Origin of the sequence: Vibrio sp. 10N.286.51.C3 (assembly GCF_003050065.1) — a bacterium.
In the GTDB taxonomy this organism is placed as follows: Bacteria; Pseudomonadota; Gammaproteobacteria; order Enterobacterales; family Vibrionaceae; genus Vibrio; species Vibrio crassostreae.
This window is the reverse complement of sequence record NZ_PIGC01000005.1, coordinates 254,188-274,984: the sequence shown is the minus strand read 5'-3', so window position 1 is coordinate 274,984 and position 20,797 is coordinate 254,188. Positions and strand designations below refer to the sequence as shown.

Genomic DNA, 20,797 nt, shown 5'->3' with positions numbered 1-20,797 from the left:
AATGGAAATTAGATTTATTTGTTTCCGTGGGCCGAATAAAAGCCCTGCGGAAATTGAATTTGGAAGTGGACTAAACCTAATATATGGCCCTTCAAATACAGGAAAATCATCTGTTTTAGATGGTATCGACTTTATGCTTGGTAGGGATAGTTCTTTGAAAGAGCTTCCAGAGCACGAGGGTTATAGTCAGATATTTTTAGGAGTTGAATTTTCAAACTCAGAATATTTCACATTTGTTAGAAGTATATATGGTGGTGACTTTGAATGTTTTGAAGGCTTGCACAAGGAAAAGCCCCAAAATATCGACCCTATAATATTAAGAGTTAAAAAGCACACAAAAAAAATAAATAGCATATCTAGATTTATCCTAGAAAAAGTATCACTAAAAGATAAGAAACTTAAAAAAAATGCAAGTAATAAACTAGTAAGTTTGACTCTAAGAAACTCACTAGATCTTGCTATTATCAACGAAGCGTCTATTCAAGAAGAACAATCACCTTACATTAGCTCACAATATACAAAAATAACCGAGCATAAATCTAGACTTAAGTTTTTTCTTACAGGCGTCGATGATAGCTCACTTTTGCCAGCAGAAGTTGAGAAGAAAGCTCTATCTAGAAGTGCAAAAATAGAAGTATTAAAAGAACTAATTGAAGAACAACTTAACTTATTAGATAACACTCAACCTTTTGAACAATTGCTAAAAGAACTCAAAGAGCAAGATGAAAAATTATCAACAACAATATCAAATGAACGCTCAGTGCTTGATGTTAATGAAGAGTGCTACAACGAACTAATTAATTCAAGGTCAAACTTTCGGAAAAAGTTAGATATTCACAATGATAGAAATAACGATATCTCTGAAATGTTGTCTAGATTTAATTTACTCGAAAAGCAATACTTATCAGACATATCAAGACTCGATAACATTATAGAAACAGGGACTTTACTTGATGCTCTACCAACAGACGACTGCCCTACCTGTGGAAGAAAAGTATCACAGGAATCAGCACATCAAGAATGTAACCTGAAGATCAGTAAAGTTGTTTTAGCTGCGAAGTCAGAAAAAAACAAAATAAACGGATTGCATGATGAGCTTTATAAAACCATTAGCTCTTTAAGTATGGAAAAAAAAGTAATTTTTGAAGAAGTTTCTAATATTGAAAAAAAGATCTCTCTAATAGTTGATGAATTGAACAAAATAAATCCAGAGCTAACTAAACAAAGAGCTAGATATTCTGATTTATTCTCAAAGAAAAACGAGGTTTATAAATCGATTGAACAACTTGAACAAATTACCCTCCTAAACAAAAAGAAAGAAGAGCTTGAACAAGATATTCCTCATAAAGAAACCCTTAAAAAGAGTGAGACTGAGCGCACTCTACCAACAAGCGCTTTGTTTAAACTTTCACAATCCGTGAAACAATTATTGCAAGAATGGGGCCTACCTAACTCTAGCGATATACACTTCGATAAAGAAAAAAGTGATTTTGTGATTAATGGAAAACACCGGATAAGCAACGGAAAGGGCCACCGTGCTATTACACATGCTGCAGCTAGTCTTGGTCTCATGAAGTATACAGATAGTAATTCTTTACCTCATTTTGGTTTTTCTATTCTTGATTCTCCACTGTTGGCATATGAAGAACCTGACAATGACGAAGATGATCTTACTGGTACTGATGTAAATATTAAGTTTTTTGATAGTTTATCAAAATGGCAGTCTAAGCAAATTATTGTTTTTGAGAATAAAAAATCTATTCCCGAAAAATACAGTTCTGGAATCCAAATTACTGAGTTTACTAAAAACAGCTCAGGACGTTATGGTTTCTTTCCAATATAATTAATAGTATTTATTATATCCATATAGCCCTTAAATAATTAAAGTCAATTATTAAGGGCTATATGTTTTTTAGCTTAGCCTAATTTACTACGTTTCGCTAAGTGGTTTTATCTTTGATAACTGTTTTTCACTCCCTCCATCGTACTATATTTTCACTCCGACTCAAAAACAGTACAATAGAAGAAACTATAATTCGGATGAAAAAACATTGTAATACTTCGCCGATAAGTCAACTAAATTGAATACCACTTGAAAGTTACAGCGTACGTACTTCAAATCTCAAGGTGAAGAGATCAAATAGCACTTCTGTCAAAGCCTGATAGCGATGCTGATATTTAGCTCCAAAAGACTGGTGAATTAAACCTTATACAAGATAAGCTCTGGAACACTCGCAAAGTAGGAGTACAAGTTCTAAGAGAGATGTACGGTGTTATGATCGCGAACTATACCAATAAGATGATTATTATAACATCGGGGTAGTTTACTTCTAAGGCTATTAATTTTTATCAAAACGAACGCCTGTGGTTGATTCACGGCAGCCAACTAGTCCAGGACCTTCCAGAGTAGCCAATCCCAGTCATACATATATATAAGCGAAGAGCTAAATCAAGCATGCTTTTTGATTGTTTCTCTACGTATCTAAAGTGTCGTTATACCTGTAACTGTTGAACTTTGGACTGCGAGTTAGACATCCATTATTTAAGAATTCGGGCGTTTTAACACTACTAATAAAACACTATAACACTTTGCCGATTGGTGAATTTGTCTCAAAAACACCCCAAGATTAGAACGATACGTACACATTATCAGATAGTTATTTCACAATTATGTTTCATATGGATTAATTAATTTGGCTATGACCTGCAACTTTCAAAAATCTCGATATCCGACAGCACTTCAACTGGAGTAAACTGTCCTTCCAGCATTTATTTCTGTTGCTGAACACCTGAATGACAAAAATCAATTTTACTTCTCAAGGGCGTACTCGTCCTGAATGGCAATAAACATGGCAACCGACCGATTAGATTACTTAATAAAAAAATGCAAGCTGCAGTTAGACAAAAAGCGGAAGTCGGAGGCACGCGCATGGCTTGAAATTGCGTTGGATGAGTTCCCTAGTAACAGAGAGCTTCAACGCTTCGCTGGTAGAACCTATCTACAATTAGGTTTGACCCAGAAAGCCATTCACTTTCTAGAATTCAAGCATACCGACAATATCGTTTACGACTCTGCCGAAGGATACAAGCACGATCGCGTCACTCAAGACGATCTCGCTATTATTCAGCAACAGCTTGATAGCACTACTAACGTTCCTTCCTTCGTTAGCCCTATCCTTGACGTCGAGAGAGCAACTCCCACAAGAAAAACACTCGCTCTTAACAATAACGTTGTGCCTTCAAGAGCGAGGAATATTGAAGAAAGTAGCGTCTATTCAAGTCACTCGGGGCAAAGTTCTGTTTTAGTAAAGCACCTGAAAACGAAAAAAACTCCGAGCGCTAGCAGAACTTCCGTAACAAACAAAAGCAGCTCAGATACGAAAGCTTCTCTAAACGAGATTGAAACAAGAGATAAGGAAACTATCCATGCGCATGTAGCTTGCACACCTTCAGAATCATCTGTTTCCAAAGCTGAGCCAGTTAACTCACTATCTGAGCATATGGAAGATTGTGAATTCCATACTGAGTCCGAGCATGATGCCTTTCATGAACATTCAAATATCCATAAAGACAATACTCAATATGAAACAGCTCAAATTTACACCTCCGAGCAAACTCTGTCGTCGCAAGATATTTTCCAGCCGTCAAATTGCGAGTTGGAATGGACACAAGATCCACTGGATTTACAGCTCTTTCAAGACGACGAATTCCTACTGGATTTTGATGAAGAAGGTTTTGATCTGTTTGATGCTTCAGATGATGCATTTGTCTCGGCATTCAGGGAATTTAATTTCGAGGAGGAGTGTGAGGAAGAGCAGCAACCTTTTGCTGAAGAAGATGATGGAAACAGCTCCAAGCTGACTCGCTGGGAGCGCGCGCAACAAATAGCTGTCGAAGTTATCTATTCAACAAACTGGTCTGGTAAAAATCTTGCGTTTCTAACTGACGTTTTCTACGAAAATGGGTGGGGAGCAACAAGGGTCACCATGGAAAAAGAGATTCTCAGTGGTACTACTATTGATGAGTTAATGCTCGCGCGAGACTTCAAAGATATTTGGAAGAACTGCGATCGCTACTGGATCACACTAAGTAAGCTTGGCCCCACCGCACATGTAACAGAAGCCACCCACCGACAAATGAGTTGGGCTCAAACAATGAAAATAATCCGCTGCTTCAACTGGTTGCCAAGCATTGAGGAGTTAGAAGTATTTTTGGAAGACGAATTCGAATATTGGTATCAACACACATTGATGCGTAGAGTTTTCCCCGTCTTTATGAAATATCTCTGCTATTACAGGGCAAAAAGCACCCCATATATGGACTTTGAGTCTAGACCATATCAACCAGATCTGACTGATGACCCAATGGATAAAGGCGACTTCATTAACTGTAACTCTGAAAATCGACAGCGCCTGCATGAGATCGGACTCGATGCAATCAAAGTGAACATTCACTGACATGAATAGTCAGCTATCAAAGGAAAAACCTATGAAAGATACATCTGACAGGCTCACGCCAATCACCGGGACTGCAGTGAAGTATGGTGAAAGTTGGGGAATCATTGAATCTATATCTGAAAACACCGGGGAGCTTTTAGCCACAGTTCAGTGGTTTAAAGGTGGCGCATCAACTGTTAGCGTAGAACATCTTACCTGTGGGTTTCAACGTAATATGGAAGTACGCCATAAACCCTTGTCATTCTCTCAACAGTCTCTAGGCTGTGGCAATGTCGTCAGTGTTCGAACTATTGCCAATCGTGAACAGGTGCTTGTCGACTTTCCCAACAAAGGACAACAAATATGGCTTCCATATGAGTCGCTCAAATTTATAAAAGGCCCCAAATTAAGGTACTTTGGGAAAGATACAGGGGCAGCAGATGCAGCTGAAAGATTTCGGCTTAAGTCTTTAGCACACGCTATTGAAACATGGAATGAAAATTCCGGTGCTTTGTCGAAGCTAGATATTGATCCTCTACCACATCAAATTCACTTGGTACACCACATACTCGCTCATGGAAATCTGAACTGGATGATTGCTGATGACGTCGGTTTAGGGAAAACCATTGAAACGGGAATGCTACTCAAAGCTCTTAATCAAAGGGGGATGGCACGTCGAATTTTGCTAGTAACTCCCGCAGGTCTTACCCAGCAATGGAAAGAAGAGTTACATGAGAAATTTGGGTTTGGCGATTTCCGTATTTACGGTGATAACTTTAACATCGATGAACCTCGCGAATGGGGTATGTACAATCACGTAATTGGGTCTATTGACAGGTTTAAAGATCCCGAACATCTGATGAAATTAATGCACGCGGATTCTTGGGATATCATCATTTTTGATGAGGCGCACCGTTTAAGCCGTCGTCAAAACGGTATGAGCTTTGATAGTTCAATGCGTTTCAAACTAGCTAAATCTCTGCGGAAGAAGACTGATGCTCTAATTTTGCTTAGCGCTACACCTCACCAAGGAAAACACGACAAGTTTATTAGCTTGCTTGAACTACTGCGACCAGACCTAAAAAAGAAAATCGACACTTTAAAGCTCAACCCAGAGCTTTTGAAGGAAATGCTCTACCGAAATAACAAATCTGATGTAACTGATGCTGAAGGCAATTTCATCTTTGAAGGCAAGGTCACTAAAGCTATTACAGTTGAAGTTGATGAAGCATTTTCAGCTTTTGATCGTGATTTGCAAAGTTATCTCCGTAAAGGCTATGCACAAGCAAAATCTCTCGGTAGTGCAGGTAACGCTATCGGTTTTGTTATGACCATATACCGGAAGCTAGCAGCTTCAAGTGCTAAAGCAATAAACTCCGCACTTCAACGCCGTAAAGCACGTTTGGAAGGAGAACTAGGGCAACTACCAAAACTTGAAGACCTTCTAGATGCAGACCAACGATATATCGGTGAGTCCGAAGAGAATTTCGACCACTCTGCTAAAGAGTTTTTCGATGGTGAGATAGCGCTTTTGGATGAATTAATTGCTAAAAGCGAAACCCTACTTCTCAATGATAAAAAAATTAACGAATTTCTAAATGGAATTATCAGCCAGATACTTAACAATAACCTCAACGAAAAAGTTCTAATCTTCACCGAATATCGCTCCACACAAAACTACCTACTTGAAGCATTAACCAAAAGGTTTGGTTGTAATAAGGTCGAACTGATCAACGGTTCAATGAAACATCCAGATAGAAGGGAAGCGATAAAACGATTTGAAGAAAGTGGTCAGTTTTTGATTTCTACCGAAGCTGGTGGAGAAGGTATTAACCTCCAAAAAAACTGTCACATTATGGTGAATTATGATCTTCCTTGGAACCCTATGCGCTTAGTACAGCGGATTGGGCGCTTATACCGCTACGGTCAAAAGAAGCGTGTTATTGTTTTTAATATCCATTCCCCTGGAACAGCTGATGAACAAATCATTGAGCTCATGTACGAACGAATCAGTGAAGTTGTTAACGATCTGTCCACCGTCGGTGATGAATTTCATGAACGGTTGAGCGATGACATCTTGGGTGAGATCGCGGATTTGGTAGACGTTGAATCTATTCTACGAGAAGCGACTTTAGAAGGAATTCATAGAACTCAGCAGAGAATTGATGATGCATTAGAAAAAGCTAAGAGTGCCGCTAATGTTCAGCAAGAGTTATTTGAGCATGCATCAAGTTTCGATCCAAGCGATCTTAGAGGCGGCTTCATACCAAGCGAGCACCACTTGGCTAGTTTTGTTGAATCAATGTTTGGTTACCTTGGCATACAAATCATAGATAAAACGCATGGCGGACAGGTGTGGCAGGTTCGCTTGTCCGAGGAGTTACAAGACTCTTTAGGAACGCGAAAATCTCGTTTGGATTTAACACTGAATCGGGATATTGCATCTAACCGCGAGAACATTGAAGCTCTCGACCTTGACCACTTGTTGATGCAACACATGTTGGAAGTCGCTAAGTCCTACAGCTTCCAAGGGCAAACTGCGTCTATCCTATCTCCTGCCCCATTATCGGGTTCTCTGTTCTGTGGATTTCTGAGATGGCAAAATAATCAAGGAGTTAGGCAGCGCCAAGAGTACATGACTTGGTATGTAGACCCTAACGGTGATACGCGAGAAAACGACTCTAGTGTAATAGATATGTTTAAGAACCAATTCTCATCGTCTCGTTATACTCATGAACCTGAGCAAAACAAATTCGACTTCAAACTCTTGGAGATTTCCGTTGATGACAAATTAGCGGAGCTTTCAAGCAAATGGATGCAGCCTGAAAACTCTGAGCTAGTTGCTGCTGCTTGGCTAAATTCAGACAGTTGATGGTCTATAATTCTCTCCAACAAACGCAAATAGGCGAAAGTATTTAGGTCTAAGTAATTAAAAAGTTCGGATTCCGAATAAGGAATCCGAACTTAACTTACAAGCTTTAGCGGCCTAGGTAAGCCGCGATAGCCTCTTCTCTTCCATGCCCTAACTTTTCGGTAGTGACCATTCTTGCTTCAAAGTCGTGCTGTTTGTCCATTCCGGTTAGTCCCTTGGTTGACGGCCCCCTCCCGCAGCAGGAGCATTAAAATCCGTCAATTCAAAGTATCGCTGATACGCATGCAATGAACCATGCACTTTATCTGAGCCTATTTAGATAAAAACTCTTTTGTATTTTTTCATCTAAGAAGCATATTTAGTATTACTGAAATCATTACCCCTACACATATCAACAACCTCACTATTTCAAGTACTTATAACTTGTGCTTTAATGCACCAATATGCTACTGGGTGAGTTTAAATGGCAAAAAAAAATGATGGGATTATATGGCACTTAATGGATGCTCCATGGTGGCTAAGCGTATTGCTATCAGCATGTATTTATTTTGGACTTTCATATCTATTGCCTAGCTTAGCCATTGAAAGTGATAACTTTATCTTTAAAGCTATAGCTCCAAATTTACCCTTGATGGCACCATACTTTACGTTCTTACTTTTGCTTCCTGCACCGATAGCGTTTTTCAAGCAGTACAAGAGGAAGAGAACCTTTCTTACGACGAGCTCTCAGCTTAGAACGCATCAAAATACCTCACCGCTAAATAACCTAAACTGGATAGAGTTTGAAAGTTACATTGGGGAATACTTCAAGTCTCAAGGATATTCAGTAAAACAATCCTTCACTCAGAAAGCTGACGGTGGTGTAGATATTTGGCTGACAAAGGATAATGCATTAAGCCTTGTTCAATGTAAGCATTGGAAAACTCGCAAAGTGGGAGTGCAAGTTCTAAGGGAAATGTACGGTGTCATGATCGCGAACAATGCCAGCAAGATGATTATTGTAACATCAGGAGACTTCACTTCTGAGGCCGTTACCTTTTCCCTAGATAAACGTCTGTGGTTGGTCAACGGCAGCGAACTAGTTCATATGATTGAAGATGGGCGCAGCTTTCAGAATAAACCATCAATACCTACTCCAGCACCACGAGCTATCCGTGAGTCCAGGACCTGCCCACGTTGCCAATCTAAGCTCGTAATACGTGTCGCTAAGCGGGGAGCTAAATCTGGAATGTCTTTCTATGGTTGCTCTACGTATCCAAGGTGTCGTTATACATGTGACTGCTGATTACTATGTTCGAAGTTGCCAATGTTTATTGTAGAGAGTGTCTATAAACAGCACTGACTGTAGTTAAAAGTACCCCAATCCTGTTTAGAGTTGTTACTCATAACATTTCTGAGAACTCCTAATTGAACACACATGACTTAGCCCTATATAGTGCAACTAACTACATAAAAGATGGTCACACACAGATTATGGGCAACAGAAAAATCGCAGTACTAATCGACTCGGAAAACACTCCACACTCAAAGCTAAACCTGATTATTGAAGAACTATCTAGCTTTGGGCAAATCATCGTTAAACGTGCGTATGGCGATTTTTCTGCTGAACAGCTAAAAAACTGGAAACAGCCTTTAAATGAGTTAGCCATCCAAGCTAAACAACAATTCGCCTATACATCTGGAAAAAACTCGACAGACTCGTTAATGATTATTGACGCTATGGACCTTTTATATAGCCAAAGGTTTGATGCTTTTGCTTTGATCTCCAGCGATAGTGACTTTACAAGTCTTGCTACTAGATTGAGAGAGTCAGAGATACATGTCATCGGTGTTGGAAAAGCAATGACCCCTACTTCGTTTAAAAACGCTTGTGACGACTTCGTAGCTATAGAAAACTTAAACGCTGATGTTGACCTTGAAGAAGTACAATCAAGCACGAATCAAGATGCAGAACGCGAATTATGGCGATTAATGCACCAAGCTTGGCAAAACTATAGAGATGAATCGGGGTGGGCGAAGCTAGGCGAAATTGGTAAATATTTGAAGAGATTGAAGCCTGATTTTGACCCTAGAAACTACGGTTTAAAAAAATTGTCCGACTTTTTTGATAAGTATCCAACGCGCTATAGAATCCGTAACACTAAACGCTCTGGTATGGAATTTCAGTTTATAACAAAGGCCAGTAAACAAAAATGATTTACTTCCTTCACTTATGGCTCAAACGAATTGGATAACTCAAAATTGTCCAGAAGTGAACGTTAGGCACTTTCTAGCTTGGAAGCGCCTCTTAGTTTGTTAGTTCTTTTACTCACCCATATCTTGTTAACCCGTACCTGCCCTACTCAAACTTGTCTGATTGAGTTGGTAAATCAGAGTCCCGTGATTGCCCCATTAATAAAAGGCGGTGGGTTACGCCATTAGATTTTTACTTGTAAGTTAATGGTGCAGCTGCGGTCGTGTCATGGTGGGAGAATATTTCAAACAGACCACATCTACATTTCAGTTGTTATCACATAGTCATGCATCATTCGTTCTACACTATTTACGTGCCGTAACATATCAGCATTCTTTAAGTAGAAATTGAACCTGTTTGCTTCCGTAGGAACTTTGCAAGGAGTTGTCCCTGAGTCAACTGCCCACCTTTCTAGCAATGACCAAGCAAATACGGCTTTTTCAACCACAACTAGGTCTTCATTGTTACCCATTCCAAACTCGATACGAATAGCTTCTTTTCCTTTATCATCGAGATTGGGGTGCAGGCTCAATTGGATCGGGATCAGTGTATTCCACTCATTATCATCATTAACTGATGATAATGAGTCTTCATTAGTATGCGTTATGCTTTCAAAGCGCGAAAAATGGAAACTTTTGAATATTGAAAGATGAGGGGCTTCTTTAATATCTTTTGCTCGAAAAACCCAGTTTAAACCATCAAAGAAAACTGTAGAGGGCTCCAATGTACGGATGTTACGATTATCACTATTAGCAGATATGTATTCTCCTACAACACGTTTTTTGTCTGTAATAGCCCTCGTAATTACAGCAACTGCATCTGGATCCAAATCAGTCTTCAAATCACAAGCGCGTTTGTAATAGGGTGATTCGTTAATATGTAGTTTATGGCGGCAGAAACCTTCAAAATGCATTTCTAATGCCTTACGGGCATCTATCGCAACTAAAGGACGATAAGTATCGAGCTTGATCTGGTGAGATTTGGGATGAATGTTATTTTGTTGAGTCAGTTGCTTGTACTCATTGAGATCTTTAGTTGCTAAAGGTTCAGACACACCAAATTCCTCGACTATTTCTGTTCTATATATTCTGCCACTAAATCTAACCTTAAAGTCGATAAACGCAAGTCGGACCGCTCTTGATTGGTTTTTGGTTTCTTCCATTAAGCCATTGATAGTATACATCTTACATATCTCTTTCAGTTTTTATTCAACTAAATTTAACAATAAATATAGCAAAAAATGGCAACACATCTGCGCACTGGTTAACATTTTTAATTATTTTGAATTAAAAAATTAATATCTATAGGTTAATTTTTTAATTTTAGATTGATTTTTGCTCAATTGCTATGGCATATTATTTGTGTGGTCAATATTATCTAGCTTTGTTCCACGAAACTTTATTTGAATTTATAGGAGGCTAAAATGGCTACCAACGGGAAATCAGGTGATAACCGCCGTCACGGCATGGTTCGTGAGCGTTCACAGACCCAAACTCCATCTGGGAATTGGGTTAAGCGTGACACTAACACAGGTCAATTTATGGATGTGAAACAAGATGGCAAGCCATTTAAAGGCGTCCGAAAAGAAAAATAAAAAGGCACTTTCAGTTAATACTAAAAGTGCCTTTTTACAGTGAAGTGAATTAATAGCTCTGCACCAACAGAATTATTAAGGCCCAACACTAAGAGGTTTCAAGCCCTGTTAGAAAGGCCGATTGCTCTGATTTGTCTCGCAATCATACCTTTCTAATGTGTTCACTTCAATTGTTGAATTCCCTCTCTGTTAAGCAAGATGGAGGAATCTCACATGAGTATTCGACCAAAAGTTGTCCCAGTTTGGGCATATAAGCGCTACCGAAATGGTGTCTGGGAAGGTGTGTGTTCGCACACTCGTTCACTTCCGCAATAACTTGAATTTTCAGGCGAGCCTCGCTCGCCTTATTGAAAGGTAATCAAATGATGTTGGATTTTCTAATGAATCCATTGTTGCTCGCTATAGTCATAGGCCCAATAGCCGGTATCCTTTGGACAAAATTTTTAAACAACGACTCTGATAACGACGAGTCTGACTTTTATAACAACTTAAATGTGATCGGTAATGGTGATATCACGGCTAATCAAGGGAGTAATATCCAGATTGGCAAAGGTAATCAGGTTACCAATAACAATCACCACTACAGTAGCGGCCAGCCGCCTAAATCTGAGGGGGACGGTGAGTTCGCATTTTTCACTGTTGTCGGCTTTATTACTGCTTTTCTCTATATTCGCTATAGTGATTGGGCTCTTGCAATTAGCTTGCTATTCCTCTTATTTAACCTCGCGTTCTCTCTGGTTTACCGAGAAAATAGCCAAGTTAAGTTGATAAAGCTTATTGGCTACAGTGCCCTTTTTTATATCCTCTTTCTTGTATACCGTTCGCCCATAGACCCTTATTACATTGCTGTCGCGGAGAGTTTGAAGGGTCAAGGTTTAAGCTCTTATATTGAAGCCTTCCGTACTGGTGAACTGCCTTTCTCTGTAATTAAAACCGCGTTAATGCAAGCCGCAGCCCTACTTTTCTCAATATTGTCGGCTCAGATGATTAGAACCGCTCCTTTAAATCGTGGGCTTGTACACAATGCGAAGCGATTGTTTGTGCTAAGTATAGGTGTCTCCATACCATTCTACCTGCTTTATATTGATGCGGCTAATGGACACATTATCGCCCTAGTAGGAGAGTTAATATGAAGAAGTTATGTTTAATCGGCCTATCACTGCTGCTTTCAGCCTGTGCGGCAACAGTCCCAAAAGAAGTCGTTGAGCTGTCATACAAAATGAACCAGGACATGACGCATGTAGAACATGCCTATACCGATTTAGTCCGTCAGCATATTGCTGTACTCAAAAAGCAGCGAGAAGACTATCTGTATAACGAGTGGGTCCCTGCTCTGTTAGAAGATTGGATTGAAGAAGGTATGTTGATTGAAATGGCTCAAGGCAAGGTTGTTTATGACAATCAGGTAGAGGATTTTGTTTCGGTTGATAAACCAGACCGAATCGCTCAGCTAAACAGTATTAAGGACTGGGCTCTTGTGGCAACAGATGAAATCGAGGCCAAACGTAGAGAACTGATTGTCCCACTAGAGCAAGCAGAGGTCACCATGATTGCTGATATTCAGCAGAGCTTTGGATTGATGAAGCAAGGTAATCAAACCATTACTGCTCATCTTAATAGCATTCGTGAAGTACAAGATGTACAGAATCAATTGCTGGAGAGCGTTGATTTGGAGCAACTTAGAAATAGCATTAATCAACAACTTAGTGAGTTATCGGATCAGGCTGAACAGGGCTTAGATAAGGTTCGTGAACTCGATAGTAAAGCACAACCTTATCTGGAGAAAACTCAATGAGTATGAGAAACCGAATTAAAAAGTCAGTCGCTGCTGCTAACAGTAAAAACGCTGTGCGAGAAATGCAGCTATTACTCGATAGCCGATTTGATGCAGAGAGCCTTAGCCCTGCAATAAAAGACCATGAAAAATACCGGGCCTTAATGGATGTGATACAGACGGCATCTGAACGCAATTTGAGTGTGGCCGAATTAGAAAGCAATGTTCGCCAATTAGGTGAAGAAGCTTGGGAATTAACACAAGACATCATTAAAGCAGTGAGCTAGGGGGATTTATGCAAATTGATATGCACTACTACGGTACTTATAGTCTAGCTCGCGCAGCTGGACTTACTCGAGAAGCTTCACGAATCATCGCAACCTCCGCGCAATTCGTGGATGATAATGCCAAGCAAGGTGGTATTGATTTATCAGACGCTTCTAGCTGTCAGGTAGAAGCTACCGCACATCATACAACGTCTTTAGAAAACTTAGATATTACTGATCAACGTAATGTTTGGGTCCCATTTCATTTTTTACCTGGTGATGAAGGTGATTCATTCACTGAGCGTCTGATCTGCAGAAAAGATAGCAAAATCGCCCGAGAGATGTGTGATAACCACCTGACACAATCAACGAAGCCCTATTTCTTAGAACTACTTGGGGTAATGGCTCATGTATATGCTGATACCTTTGCTCACTATGGATTTTCTGGCGTGAGCTCTCGCCGTAATCGCGTAGAGCAGTATTCTTTTGAATTTAAAGATTTAGATGGGGAAATAAAAGATTACATTGTGACTAAAAAGAACAGTGTTTGGGACCGATTTAATCCCATTATTCGGAATATTAAATCAAGTGTAGCTGAAAGTGTTTCCAATGCGCTTGGTCACGGTAGCGTGGTTACTTTTCCAGATAGGCCTTACCTTCATTGGAGTTTTGAGTATGAATTGTCTGGTCATTCTGGTTGGAGAGATAATGTAGCAACCTTCACGGAGTATTGTGAGAAAATCCATCAATTTTTCGTGGATATAGCTAATAGTAACCCTGATTGGAGAGATGAAGAGCAGCAACAATCTTGGGAGCAATTAAAGCCTAAAGTGGTAGCGATACTTCAATATCAAGCGAAAGGTGATGACCGCATAGTTAAATGGCAGCAAGAAACAGAATTTGGAGAATTGTTTAATGCAGCTGAAGCTATTCCAGTTTATTCCGATTGGAATGTTGATTTTGAGCAACTGGAAACGCTAGAGAGTGAAGAAGCGATGTCTACATCGGTCTACAAATTCTATCAAGCTGCGTCTTATCATCGTTGGTATGTTTTAAGAGAGCTATTGCCTAAGTATGGTTTGATGGTGGTGTAATAAGTAGCAAGCACCTGACCTAAGTTGGGTGCTTTGCATGACTAAGTATAATGAAGTTACTTGTCTCATGGAGTGCGTTTTATCGCTTTTACTAAACTGTCGAGTTCATATTGAATAGTGGCTACGGTTGGGTCGTTGTCACCATAGACCGCCTTTGTAGTAATAATTGCTTTCTCGTAACTGTTGATAGCCTCATCAAATTCTCCTGCTAGTGCGAACGCATGAGCCAAACTATAAAGATCATCAACTATGTATGAATGGATTTCTCCCAAGGTATTAAGATCAATATCCAATGCTTTCTCTAAATGATTAATGGCAATGTCGTATTGGCCGTTGGTCACAAATATTTCGGCCATGTATGCGTGAGTCGTTGCCACATTGGGGTGAGGTTTATCACTGGTGTTCGGATCACTAATTAACGAGCGCTCATAGCATTCAAATGCTTTCTCAAGCTCACCTTGGTCATGCCAGACCCTTCCAATAGACCGCCACAAAAGTATGAGATTCGGGTGGGCATCACCCCATACAGTTTTGGCACTACTTAATGCAGGTTCGTAGTATTCAAGTGCCTTATTGTGCTGTCCTTTAGCATGCCATGCTTGTCCAAGGTTATGGCGGCGAGTGATGACCTTTGGATGGTCTTCATTAAAGTTAGTTAAGTCAATAGTAAGCGATCTCTCTAGGTAACCAATCGCCTTGTTGTAGTCGCCCTTATCAGCCCAGACAATAGCCAACCCATTTAAATCCCTAGCAACATCTGGGTGAAATTCTACATTGATCTGCTCCGAAATTAGAAGCGCCTCATCAAGGTACCTAATAGCTTTGTTAAACTCCCCCTTTTGGTGCCACGCTAATCCTAGACCACCTAGAATCCTTGCTACTTCACGGTTTTCTTCTCCATATATTACTACACTGCGCTCCAACGCCTTATCGTAGTAACCAATTGATTTATCGTAATTTCCTTGTTTATACCATGCTAGGCCTAAGCTGTAGTGAATATTTTCTAGAGCAATGCTGCTTTCCTTGTTTTCTGAGTTAGTAAGAATGGTTTGCTCATAATAATAGATTGCCTTGGCTTGTTGTCCTAGCTCATAATAAATTCCTCCGAGTGCATAAGCGTAGGCAGCTACGTCGGGGCCTAGCTGAAAAGCTCTTTCGTAATGCTCTAGCGCATTTCGATATTTTAAGCCACTAAATGCAATCAACCCTCTCTGATATGCCGCCTCAGCAGCAGCTTTTATGTGAGTTTCAGCATCTTTCTCTATTTCTGAAAACAACTTATCTGCTAGCGATATATTTCCTTTCGCCAGCGCAGCTTTTGCGTCAATTATTAAGTTAAGTGGTGCTATGCCCTTTAATTTATCAATACGAGCAATGGTAACTTCCTGCTCTTTTACATAATTTTTATAGCTTTCATGTGTTTGCTCAAGATCTTCGCGAACCCTTATAAGTTCACTCTCAAGAAGTGATTGTTCTGCCTCGCTTCGAGTTTTACTATGTAGTGCCTTTTGTATTTCTGTCTCTTGTTTAGCCAACATTGCAATATACTTCGCTTCGGTTAAATGCAGTGCATAAAAATCATTGGGGGGAGTTTCGGGGATATAAATGAATACGATTACAAATATTGCCAACCCTCCACCTGCTTGTAGCTTAACTTTTTGAATAGCCCCTTGGACTTGGATATTTCCCGTGAGGATACCTCCGATGCCAGAAGAACCTAACGCTAGTAAAATCTTAAAGACAATCCATTGATAGTAGTTGGGTGGTCCCATTACCACAACCAAAACTAATACCGTCAAGAGAAGTACTATTCCTGATAAGTAACCTACAGTTTTTTCTGAAATTTCTGCTTTTGAAATTGGATTACCTATTTTTTCCATAATAAGGCCCACCAGTTGACTTCTCTCTAACAATAGGACGTAAATCCAACACCCAACACCATGAAGTAGAAAAAACGTCACTAAAGTGTAGGTGACTCAATTAACTTTGATTTGGATCAACCTATACGATTAGGCATTAGGGGCATGGTTGTTGTAACTAAGTAGTTTATTCGGAGAACATTCAGAGTTAACAGGTTGTTTAATAAAATTTGTACTGAATGAGTAAACTTGTCCAATTAACTAGAGGTTTTGCAATACTTCAGGTAATCCGTAAGAAGCTAATTTAGCAAGACCACTACCAAGGTTTGTCCAATACCGAATTACAACTATTCGGATTCCGAATTAGGAATCCGAACTTAAGTTTCAAGCTCTAGCGGCCTAGATAAACGGCGGTAACCTCTTCTCTTCCATGCCCTAACTCTTCAGTGATGACCATTCTTGCCTCAAAGTCACGCTGTTTGTCCTCTCCTATTAATCCCTTGGTTGACGGTCCGCCCGCAGCAGGAGCATTAAAACCCGTCAACTCAAAGTATCGCTGGTGCGCATACGCATGCCGTAACCCATGAGCTTTGTCTAAGCCCATTTTGATACAAGCTCGTTCGTATCTTTTCATCTGAGAAACGTACTTAGCATTTTCTGGAATTAAAGAGCTATTCCCTACCCACTTTTTCACCTCATCAATTAACTGACGTTGTTCCAAAGTGCGAATAGGCACATCTCTAGGTCTTGCACCTTTGGTTTTTACTAGATGTAAATGGTCGCCTCTATCTGCTAAATGAAGCTGGACTTTCATACACTCTTCTCGGCGCAAACCAAACGCGGCTTGCAAACGAAAACTCGCGTCAAGATACCTGTCATTGAGTGTTGCTAATTTTGAATTTACTAAGAATCTGGCTTTATTCTGGTTGGTGACATATTTGCGGTTTTCAATACCAAGGGAAGCGTTGCTTTTAGGAACTAACCCTGGCTTCCCTATTTTTTCAGAGAGCCAACGCAGGTGAGTCATACGCGTCTTGATTGTGCCCGCCGCTAGACCTTGAGTTTGCCAATGATTTACAAGCTTCTCGATATGCTTTCGGCCCAAGTTCCTTAGCTCAAGCTTTCTGACGTTAAGCTCTCTTAGTTGTTTGTCAGCTAACTTTAGTATCTTCTTTCGCTCTGCTTGAGTCGCTTTAGAGCCATCGGGGTTACGATTTAGAACTCGGGTAATTTGGTAAAAAAAGTTCGTTGCCATAGTGCTACCTCAATATGTTAATTCTAAAAAAAGAGCCGCTTTCGTTAGCGGCTCTTATCTCAGTCATTTCAAGGTTCTTATTTCATGGGTACAGTAGTAGGTATCAATGCGATTTCAGATTAGTGTTATTGCTCCCGTTCATTTCGAATGAACGCCTACTGCTTAAATCAAGTCAGTAGGTAATGAAGCGAGACTACTGCGCGGTTCAGAAATTCCGAACAATTGAATGACTGTAAGCCATGTGCAATTGCTAATTCCCAGAAGCCCGTTGGGCGTTTGAGATAAGAATGCGCTGGTAATTAAAGGATTTCTTCGTCTAGTAGTCTTTGCAGCAACGGCTGCTTTTTAGTTCTCTTCCATTATTGTCTCAGCCCATTCTACTCGCAACTTTTGAGGCGCTCTCAGCGCCATAGATTCTCGCCGTCATTCTTTTTCAATTCCGATAATTCGCTTGTAGCCCCCTATTGGTGAGTGCTGCCCGTCCTGTCACTCCCCAAATTTTGGAGTGACAGGACTAGATACCCTTTTAGCTAGGCGCAAAAAAGGCCGAATATATTCATATTCGGCCTCTACAATAGAGCTATTTCGACTGAAGTCTTTTAGCTTTATGAGATTGGTATTAACCTACTTCATTTACTAGGTTTTCTCTTAGCCAGATGTTTTGTGGATCATTTTGATTTATCAAAACATCAAGTGGAACTTTTACTCCACGTATTAGATCAGCACTTCTTATCTCTTCCCTTAGGGTGTTCATCTCATTTGCTAAGTTTATTGGAAAGTTAACATTTGAAAGCTGTATTTCCCCTGTATACCCTAAGGTTTCAAACTGCTTTGCAAGCACTCCTAAAAAACCAATGACATAATCACCAATCCATTTACGGCTCGAAATATCTCTATATCTATTCGGATACTTAAACATAATATCGAGTTCGCGCATCTCAATACAGACGGTTTTACCAGAGAAGTTATAGTAACCATATGCTCTGATACCGAACGATGAAAACTCTATCCAGGGGTTTACTTTGTTTTTGACTCTATTCATGACAATTCGACTTGCCAGTACTGTCGATACAGTACCATCAACAAATTCAAGTTCATTGATGACGGATTTAGCATCGCTCCAATCAAACGAGTCTCCCAATGAAAGGAGATGGTTCACAGCACCATGAGATATACAATTTAACCTATTGTTTACTACTGCTCCCAATACGGAACAATCCAAATGGATATCGGGGTTCAAGTGAGCACGAATAGCAGGTAAGTGAGGTTGTAACAAGACCTTCAATATTTCTAAGTCCTGCTTGTTTGGAATTGCCGAGTATTTGTTCTTACTGTCGAGTACCGCTAGATCAGAGCTACTGCATAACTCTTTAAAATTGTCACAGCCATACATAAATGCGACAGCTTCTTTTGCAAAACTGAGCTTGATCTTTAAAGTTCTTGAAATGTACTTTGCGTGGGCCTCAGATTGGCTCACTGATGGGTATTTAAGCATGATTAAGCATCCTATTAGATTTACGGGCTCACGAACCGTAATAAAGATACAAAATCGATGAAGTGATAATTCACTTCGCGCTGCTTTCGCTTCATCCGTGAGCTGATAGGTCGCGCATAACCTATATCTGACTGTATTCAGTAACCGTTTTCGAGTCAATACCATGTGCATAGATTCAAATTAAAGTTAATAAGGTAAAGCGACCCTTTATCAAATTCGGATTCCGAATTCCTCCAAAACTAAACAACTGACAAACATCACTTCTGGCCACTTTTAGGCATCACCTCAACAGGTGGTACTTGGTGCCAAATAATGTCACTTGTGCCTGTATAGATTTTTGTTGTTTTCGCGTTCGCATGCGCCATTCGCTCGGTAGCACTCTGCCCTTGCTGTTCAATCATTCGGGCAGCTAGTCCTCGAATTTCATGATAGGTCGGCCTTAGCGATTTCTTTAGGTGACTATAAAGCCCTAATGAGTCTCGAACCTTACTGAACTCTTTACTTATATTGTGGTGATGTACTTGGTAGAGGTGATCGGTTTCTTTTGAAATGCCACGTTGCTGCTGTTTGGGTTTACGGTGAACGATATAAGGACAAATCAATCTCGATGTTTTAGAAAGATCGACAATGTCTTTAATCGTCTGAGTGACAGGAATGGCGACAGTGGAAGCATCGGACTTTTTCACCTTTTCTCGGTGAACATAAAGCATTCCATACACTGCATGCCCATCCACATACTCCACCTCTTTGTCAGGGTTCCATAGAATCCCACAAACGCCTTCCCGTGGTTTGTATATCCGATAACGAAGCCTATAGATCTCTCTCACAGCATGAGTTGTCTCAAGAGTTAGGCTCATTGCTACCTTAAGAAACAGTGGCGCTGCATCGTAGACCTTTTGGTAATTTTCGATATCTAGGTCGTGGCGAGCTTTTGTGTAATCTTCTCTGGTCAATCGACGCTGTTTTTTATTGAGTACAAAATTACTCTCAATAGCACTTTCATCGGCAAGGTAGGAAAACACCTTTTTAAGATTACTGATCTTATTGTTGAGCTGACGATTACTTAACTCTGAATAGTATTTCGAAAGGAATTCATTGATGTGCTGTAACTTGATCGATTTGGTTGGCAACCGCCCCATGAACTCATCAAGGCGGTAGCAGTCCCTCTCCAAATTTCGATAAACGTCTTTGGAAAGCCGTTCTTCTTTCTTCACTCGAGACAACACTAATGGAAGCCACTCTTTTAAAGGCCGATTGAATTTGTCCTTGCGGCCTTTAGAGACAGCTTTGCGAAATGGGGTCATCTCAGAAAGCGAAAATGCGCTTCCTAGCTCAGGACGATATTGCAAGTTATAAACATGCGCAGCTTGTATCGCTTCTTGCTCTACAGTCCCGATAGGAAATAGCTTCTTCACACCATCTACGGTTGTAAACCGAAATCGGGATTGACCCCTATGGCTCATTTTCACCAAGAATGGAGGGTAATGAGCCGTTTCTTTGCTTCTAGCTCTACCAACCATTTATGACTCCAAGAATCTTAGAAGTTCACTGACCCTGTCTGCAGGGTTCCCTATCTCGTCGTCAACACAGACTAAATATCGGCCCGTTGGCGTTCTAGTACCCTCGAGCTTGCCATGTTTAATCCAGTTTATGATGGTGGTATTGCATATCCCTGAATCAGGGTAAAACTCATCAATAAATTGTCTAGGTCTGATTTTACGCGTTGCCATGTCGTTCTCCTTACCTTTCTCACTACATGAAAATTAAGATTTTTCATCTACTGGTAGAAAAACTATGCACGATTTTTTCAGTGACATTCTATTTGCGCAGCAATTAACGAAAAGGATTCCCGAAGCGTAAAACGATTCAACGAATCGATTTCAAGCCCACTTTAGGGTGGACTAATACAGTAGTACCGA

Annotated in this window: 17 protein-coding genes; 11 read left to right on the top strand and 6 right to left on the bottom strand. The window is 40.2% G+C overall.

Features of this window, described 5'->3' with window-relative positions; translation table 11 throughout:
• Position 1 precedes the first annotated feature (1 nt).
• From CWO27_RS07765 to CWO27_RS07740, 6 genes are all read left to right on the top strand, one after another.
• Positions 2–1,843, top strand: a complete 1,842-nt coding sequence (locus CWO27_RS07765; protein ID WP_048658380.1) for an AAA family ATPase — start codon at positions 2–4, stop codon at positions 1,841–1,843.
• 366 nt (positions 1,844–2,209) lie between these two features.
• On the top strand, positions 2,210–2,323 hold the full coding sequence (locus CWO27_RS23950; RefSeq protein WP_329957776.1) for a hypothetical protein: 114 nt from the start codon (positions 2,210–2,212) through the stop codon (positions 2,321–2,323).
• 526 nt (positions 2,324–2,849) lie between these two features.
• Positions 2,850–4,457: a tetratricopeptide repeat protein gene (locus CWO27_RS07760; RefSeq protein WP_107898795.1), complete on the top strand. Its 1,608-nt coding sequence runs from the start codon at positions 2,850–2,852 to the stop codon at positions 4,455–4,457.
• 31 nt (positions 4,458–4,488) lie between these two features.
• The gene (locus CWO27_RS07755; RefSeq protein WP_107898794.1) at positions 4,489–7,308 is read left to right on the top strand and encodes a helicase-related protein; all 2,820 of its coding nucleotides are present in this window, start codon (positions 4,489–4,491) and stop codon (positions 7,306–7,308) included.
• Between the two features lie 463 nt (positions 7,309–7,771).
• Positions 7,772–8,593: a restriction endonuclease gene (locus CWO27_RS07745; RefSeq protein ID WP_107898793.1), complete on the top strand. Its 822-nt coding sequence runs from the start codon at positions 7,772–7,774 to the stop codon at positions 8,591–8,593.
• Positions 8,594–8,781: 188 nt separating this feature from the next.
• Complete coding sequence (locus CWO27_RS07740) at positions 8,782–9,504, top strand: NYN domain-containing protein (RefSeq protein WP_107898792.1); 723 nt, start codon at positions 8,782–8,784, stop codon at positions 9,502–9,504.
• 296 nt (positions 9,505–9,800) lie between these two features.
• Here the strand turns inward: CWO27_RS07740 and CWO27_RS07735 are convergent, their stop codons facing one another.
• On the bottom strand, positions 9,801–10,724 hold the full coding sequence (locus tag CWO27_RS07735; RefSeq protein ID WP_050621931.1) for a WYL domain-containing protein: 924 nt from the start codon (positions 10,722–10,724) through the stop codon (positions 9,801–9,803).
• Between the two features lie 240 nt (positions 10,725–10,964).
• Here CWO27_RS07735 and CWO27_RS23555 point away from each other — a divergent pair, with 240 nt between their 5' ends.
• The 5 genes from CWO27_RS23555 to CWO27_RS07715 all read left to right on the top strand — a co-directional run bounded on the left by CWO27_RS23555 (position 10,965) and on the right by CWO27_RS07715 (position 14,269).
• A complete protein-coding gene (locus CWO27_RS23555) occupies positions 10,965–11,135 on the top strand; it encodes a hypothetical protein (RefSeq protein ID WP_165887198.1) in 171 nt (56 codons plus the stop codon).
• A gap of 362 nt (positions 11,136–11,497) precedes the next feature.
• Entirely contained in the window at positions 11,498–12,268 is a 771-nt protein-coding gene (locus CWO27_RS07730; protein ID WP_107898791.1) for a hypothetical protein, read from the top strand.
• Positions 12,265–12,930, top strand: coding sequence for a hypothetical protein (locus CWO27_RS07725; protein WP_050621929.1), 666 nt, complete (start codon positions 12,265–12,267; stop codon positions 12,928–12,930). Before CWO27_RS07730 ends, CWO27_RS07725 begins: the two co-directional genes overlap by 4 nt.
• Positions 12,927–13,196, top strand: a complete 270-nt coding sequence (locus tag CWO27_RS07720) for a hypothetical protein (RefSeq protein WP_107898790.1) — start codon at positions 12,927–12,929, stop codon at positions 13,194–13,196. The genes CWO27_RS07725 and CWO27_RS07720 overlap by 4 nt, the downstream gene beginning before the upstream one ends.
• Positions 13,197–13,204: 8 nt before the next feature.
• Positions 13,205–14,269 carry a DUF6765 family protein gene (locus tag CWO27_RS07715; protein ID WP_107898789.1) on the top strand — a complete coding sequence of 355 codons (1,065 nt, stop codon included), beginning with the start codon at positions 13,205–13,207 and terminating at the stop codon, positions 14,267–14,269.
• Between the two features lie 65 nt (positions 14,270–14,334).
• Here the strand turns inward: CWO27_RS07715 and CWO27_RS07710 are convergent, their stop codons facing one another.
• The 5 genes from CWO27_RS07710 to CWO27_RS07690 form a co-directional block, all read right to left on the bottom strand.
• Positions 14,335–16,149, bottom strand: coding sequence for a tetratricopeptide repeat protein (locus CWO27_RS07710; protein WP_107898788.1), 1,815 nt, complete (start codon positions 16,147–16,149; stop codon positions 14,335–14,337).
• Positions 16,150–16,519: 370 nt separating this feature from the next.
• Positions 16,520–17,383, bottom strand: a complete 864-nt coding sequence (locus CWO27_RS07705) for a phage integrase N-terminal domain-containing protein (protein WP_050621925.1) — start codon at positions 17,381–17,383, stop codon at positions 16,520–16,522.
• Positions 17,384–18,002: 619 nt separating this feature from the next.
• Entirely contained in the window at positions 18,003–18,878 is an 876-nt protein-coding gene (locus CWO27_RS07700; protein WP_050621924.1) for a hypothetical protein, read from the bottom strand.
• A gap of 257 nt (positions 18,879–19,135) precedes the next feature.
• A complete protein-coding gene (locus CWO27_RS07695) occupies positions 19,136–20,398 on the bottom strand; it encodes an integrase (RefSeq protein WP_016788799.1) in 1,263 nt (420 codons plus the stop codon).
• On the bottom strand, positions 20,399–20,608 hold the full coding sequence (locus CWO27_RS07690; RefSeq protein ID WP_010434910.1) for a hypothetical protein: 210 nt from the start codon (positions 20,606–20,608) through the stop codon (positions 20,399–20,401).
• Positions 20,609–20,797: the final 189 nt, after the last annotated feature.

Bases quoted from the DNA above. Each gene is read 5' to 3' on its own strand.
- CWO27_RS07765 (WP_048658380.1), top strand. From the start codon at position 2: ATGGAAATTAGATTTATTTGTTTCCGTGGGCCGAATAAAAGCCCTGCG.
- CWO27_RS07760 (WP_107898795.1), top strand. From the start codon at position 2,850: ATGGCAACCGACCGATTAGATTACTTAATAAAAAAATGCAAGCTGCAG.
- CWO27_RS07755 (WP_107898794.1), top strand. From the start codon at position 4,489: ATGAAAGATACATCTGACAGGCTCACGCCAATCACCGGGACTGCAGTG.
- CWO27_RS07745 (WP_107898793.1), top strand. From the start codon at position 7,772: ATGGCAAAAAAAAATGATGGGATTATATGGCACTTAATGGATGCTCCA.
- CWO27_RS07740 (WP_107898792.1), top strand. From the start codon at position 8,782: ATGGGCAACAGAAAAATCGCAGTACTAATCGACTCGGAAAACACTCCA.
- CWO27_RS07735 (WP_050621931.1), bottom strand. From the start codon at position 10,724: ATGTATACTATCAATGGCTTAATGGAAGAAACCAAAAACCAATCAAGA.
- CWO27_RS23555 (WP_165887198.1), top strand. From the start codon at position 10,965: ATGGCTACCAACGGGAAATCAGGTGATAACCGCCGTCACGGCATGGTT.
- CWO27_RS07730 (WP_107898791.1), top strand. From the start codon at position 11,498: ATGATGTTGGATTTTCTAATGAATCCATTGTTGCTCGCTATAGTCATA.
- CWO27_RS07725 (WP_050621929.1), top strand. From the start codon at position 12,265: ATGAAGAAGTTATGTTTAATCGGCCTATCACTGCTGCTTTCAGCCTGT.
- CWO27_RS07720 (WP_107898790.1), top strand. From the start codon at position 12,927: ATGAGTATGAGAAACCGAATTAAAAAGTCAGTCGCTGCTGCTAACAGT.
- CWO27_RS07715 (WP_107898789.1), top strand. From the start codon at position 13,205: ATGCAAATTGATATGCACTACTACGGTACTTATAGTCTAGCTCGCGCA.
- CWO27_RS07710 (WP_107898788.1), bottom strand. From the start codon at position 16,149: ATGGAAAAAATAGGTAATCCAATTTCAAAAGCAGAAATTTCAGAAAAA.
- CWO27_RS07705 (WP_050621925.1), bottom strand. From the start codon at position 17,383: ATGGCAACGAACTTTTTTTACCAAATTACCCGAGTTCTAAATCGTAAC.
- CWO27_RS07700 (WP_050621924.1), bottom strand. From the start codon at position 18,878: ATGCTTAAATACCCATCAGTGAGCCAATCTGAGGCCCACGCAAAGTAC.
- CWO27_RS07695 (WP_016788799.1), bottom strand. From the start codon at position 20,398: ATGGTTGGTAGAGCTAGAAGCAAAGAAACGGCTCATTACCCTCCATTC.
- CWO27_RS07690 (WP_010434910.1), bottom strand. From the start codon at position 20,608: ATGGCAACGCGTAAAATCAGACCTAGACAATTTATTGATGAGTTTTAC.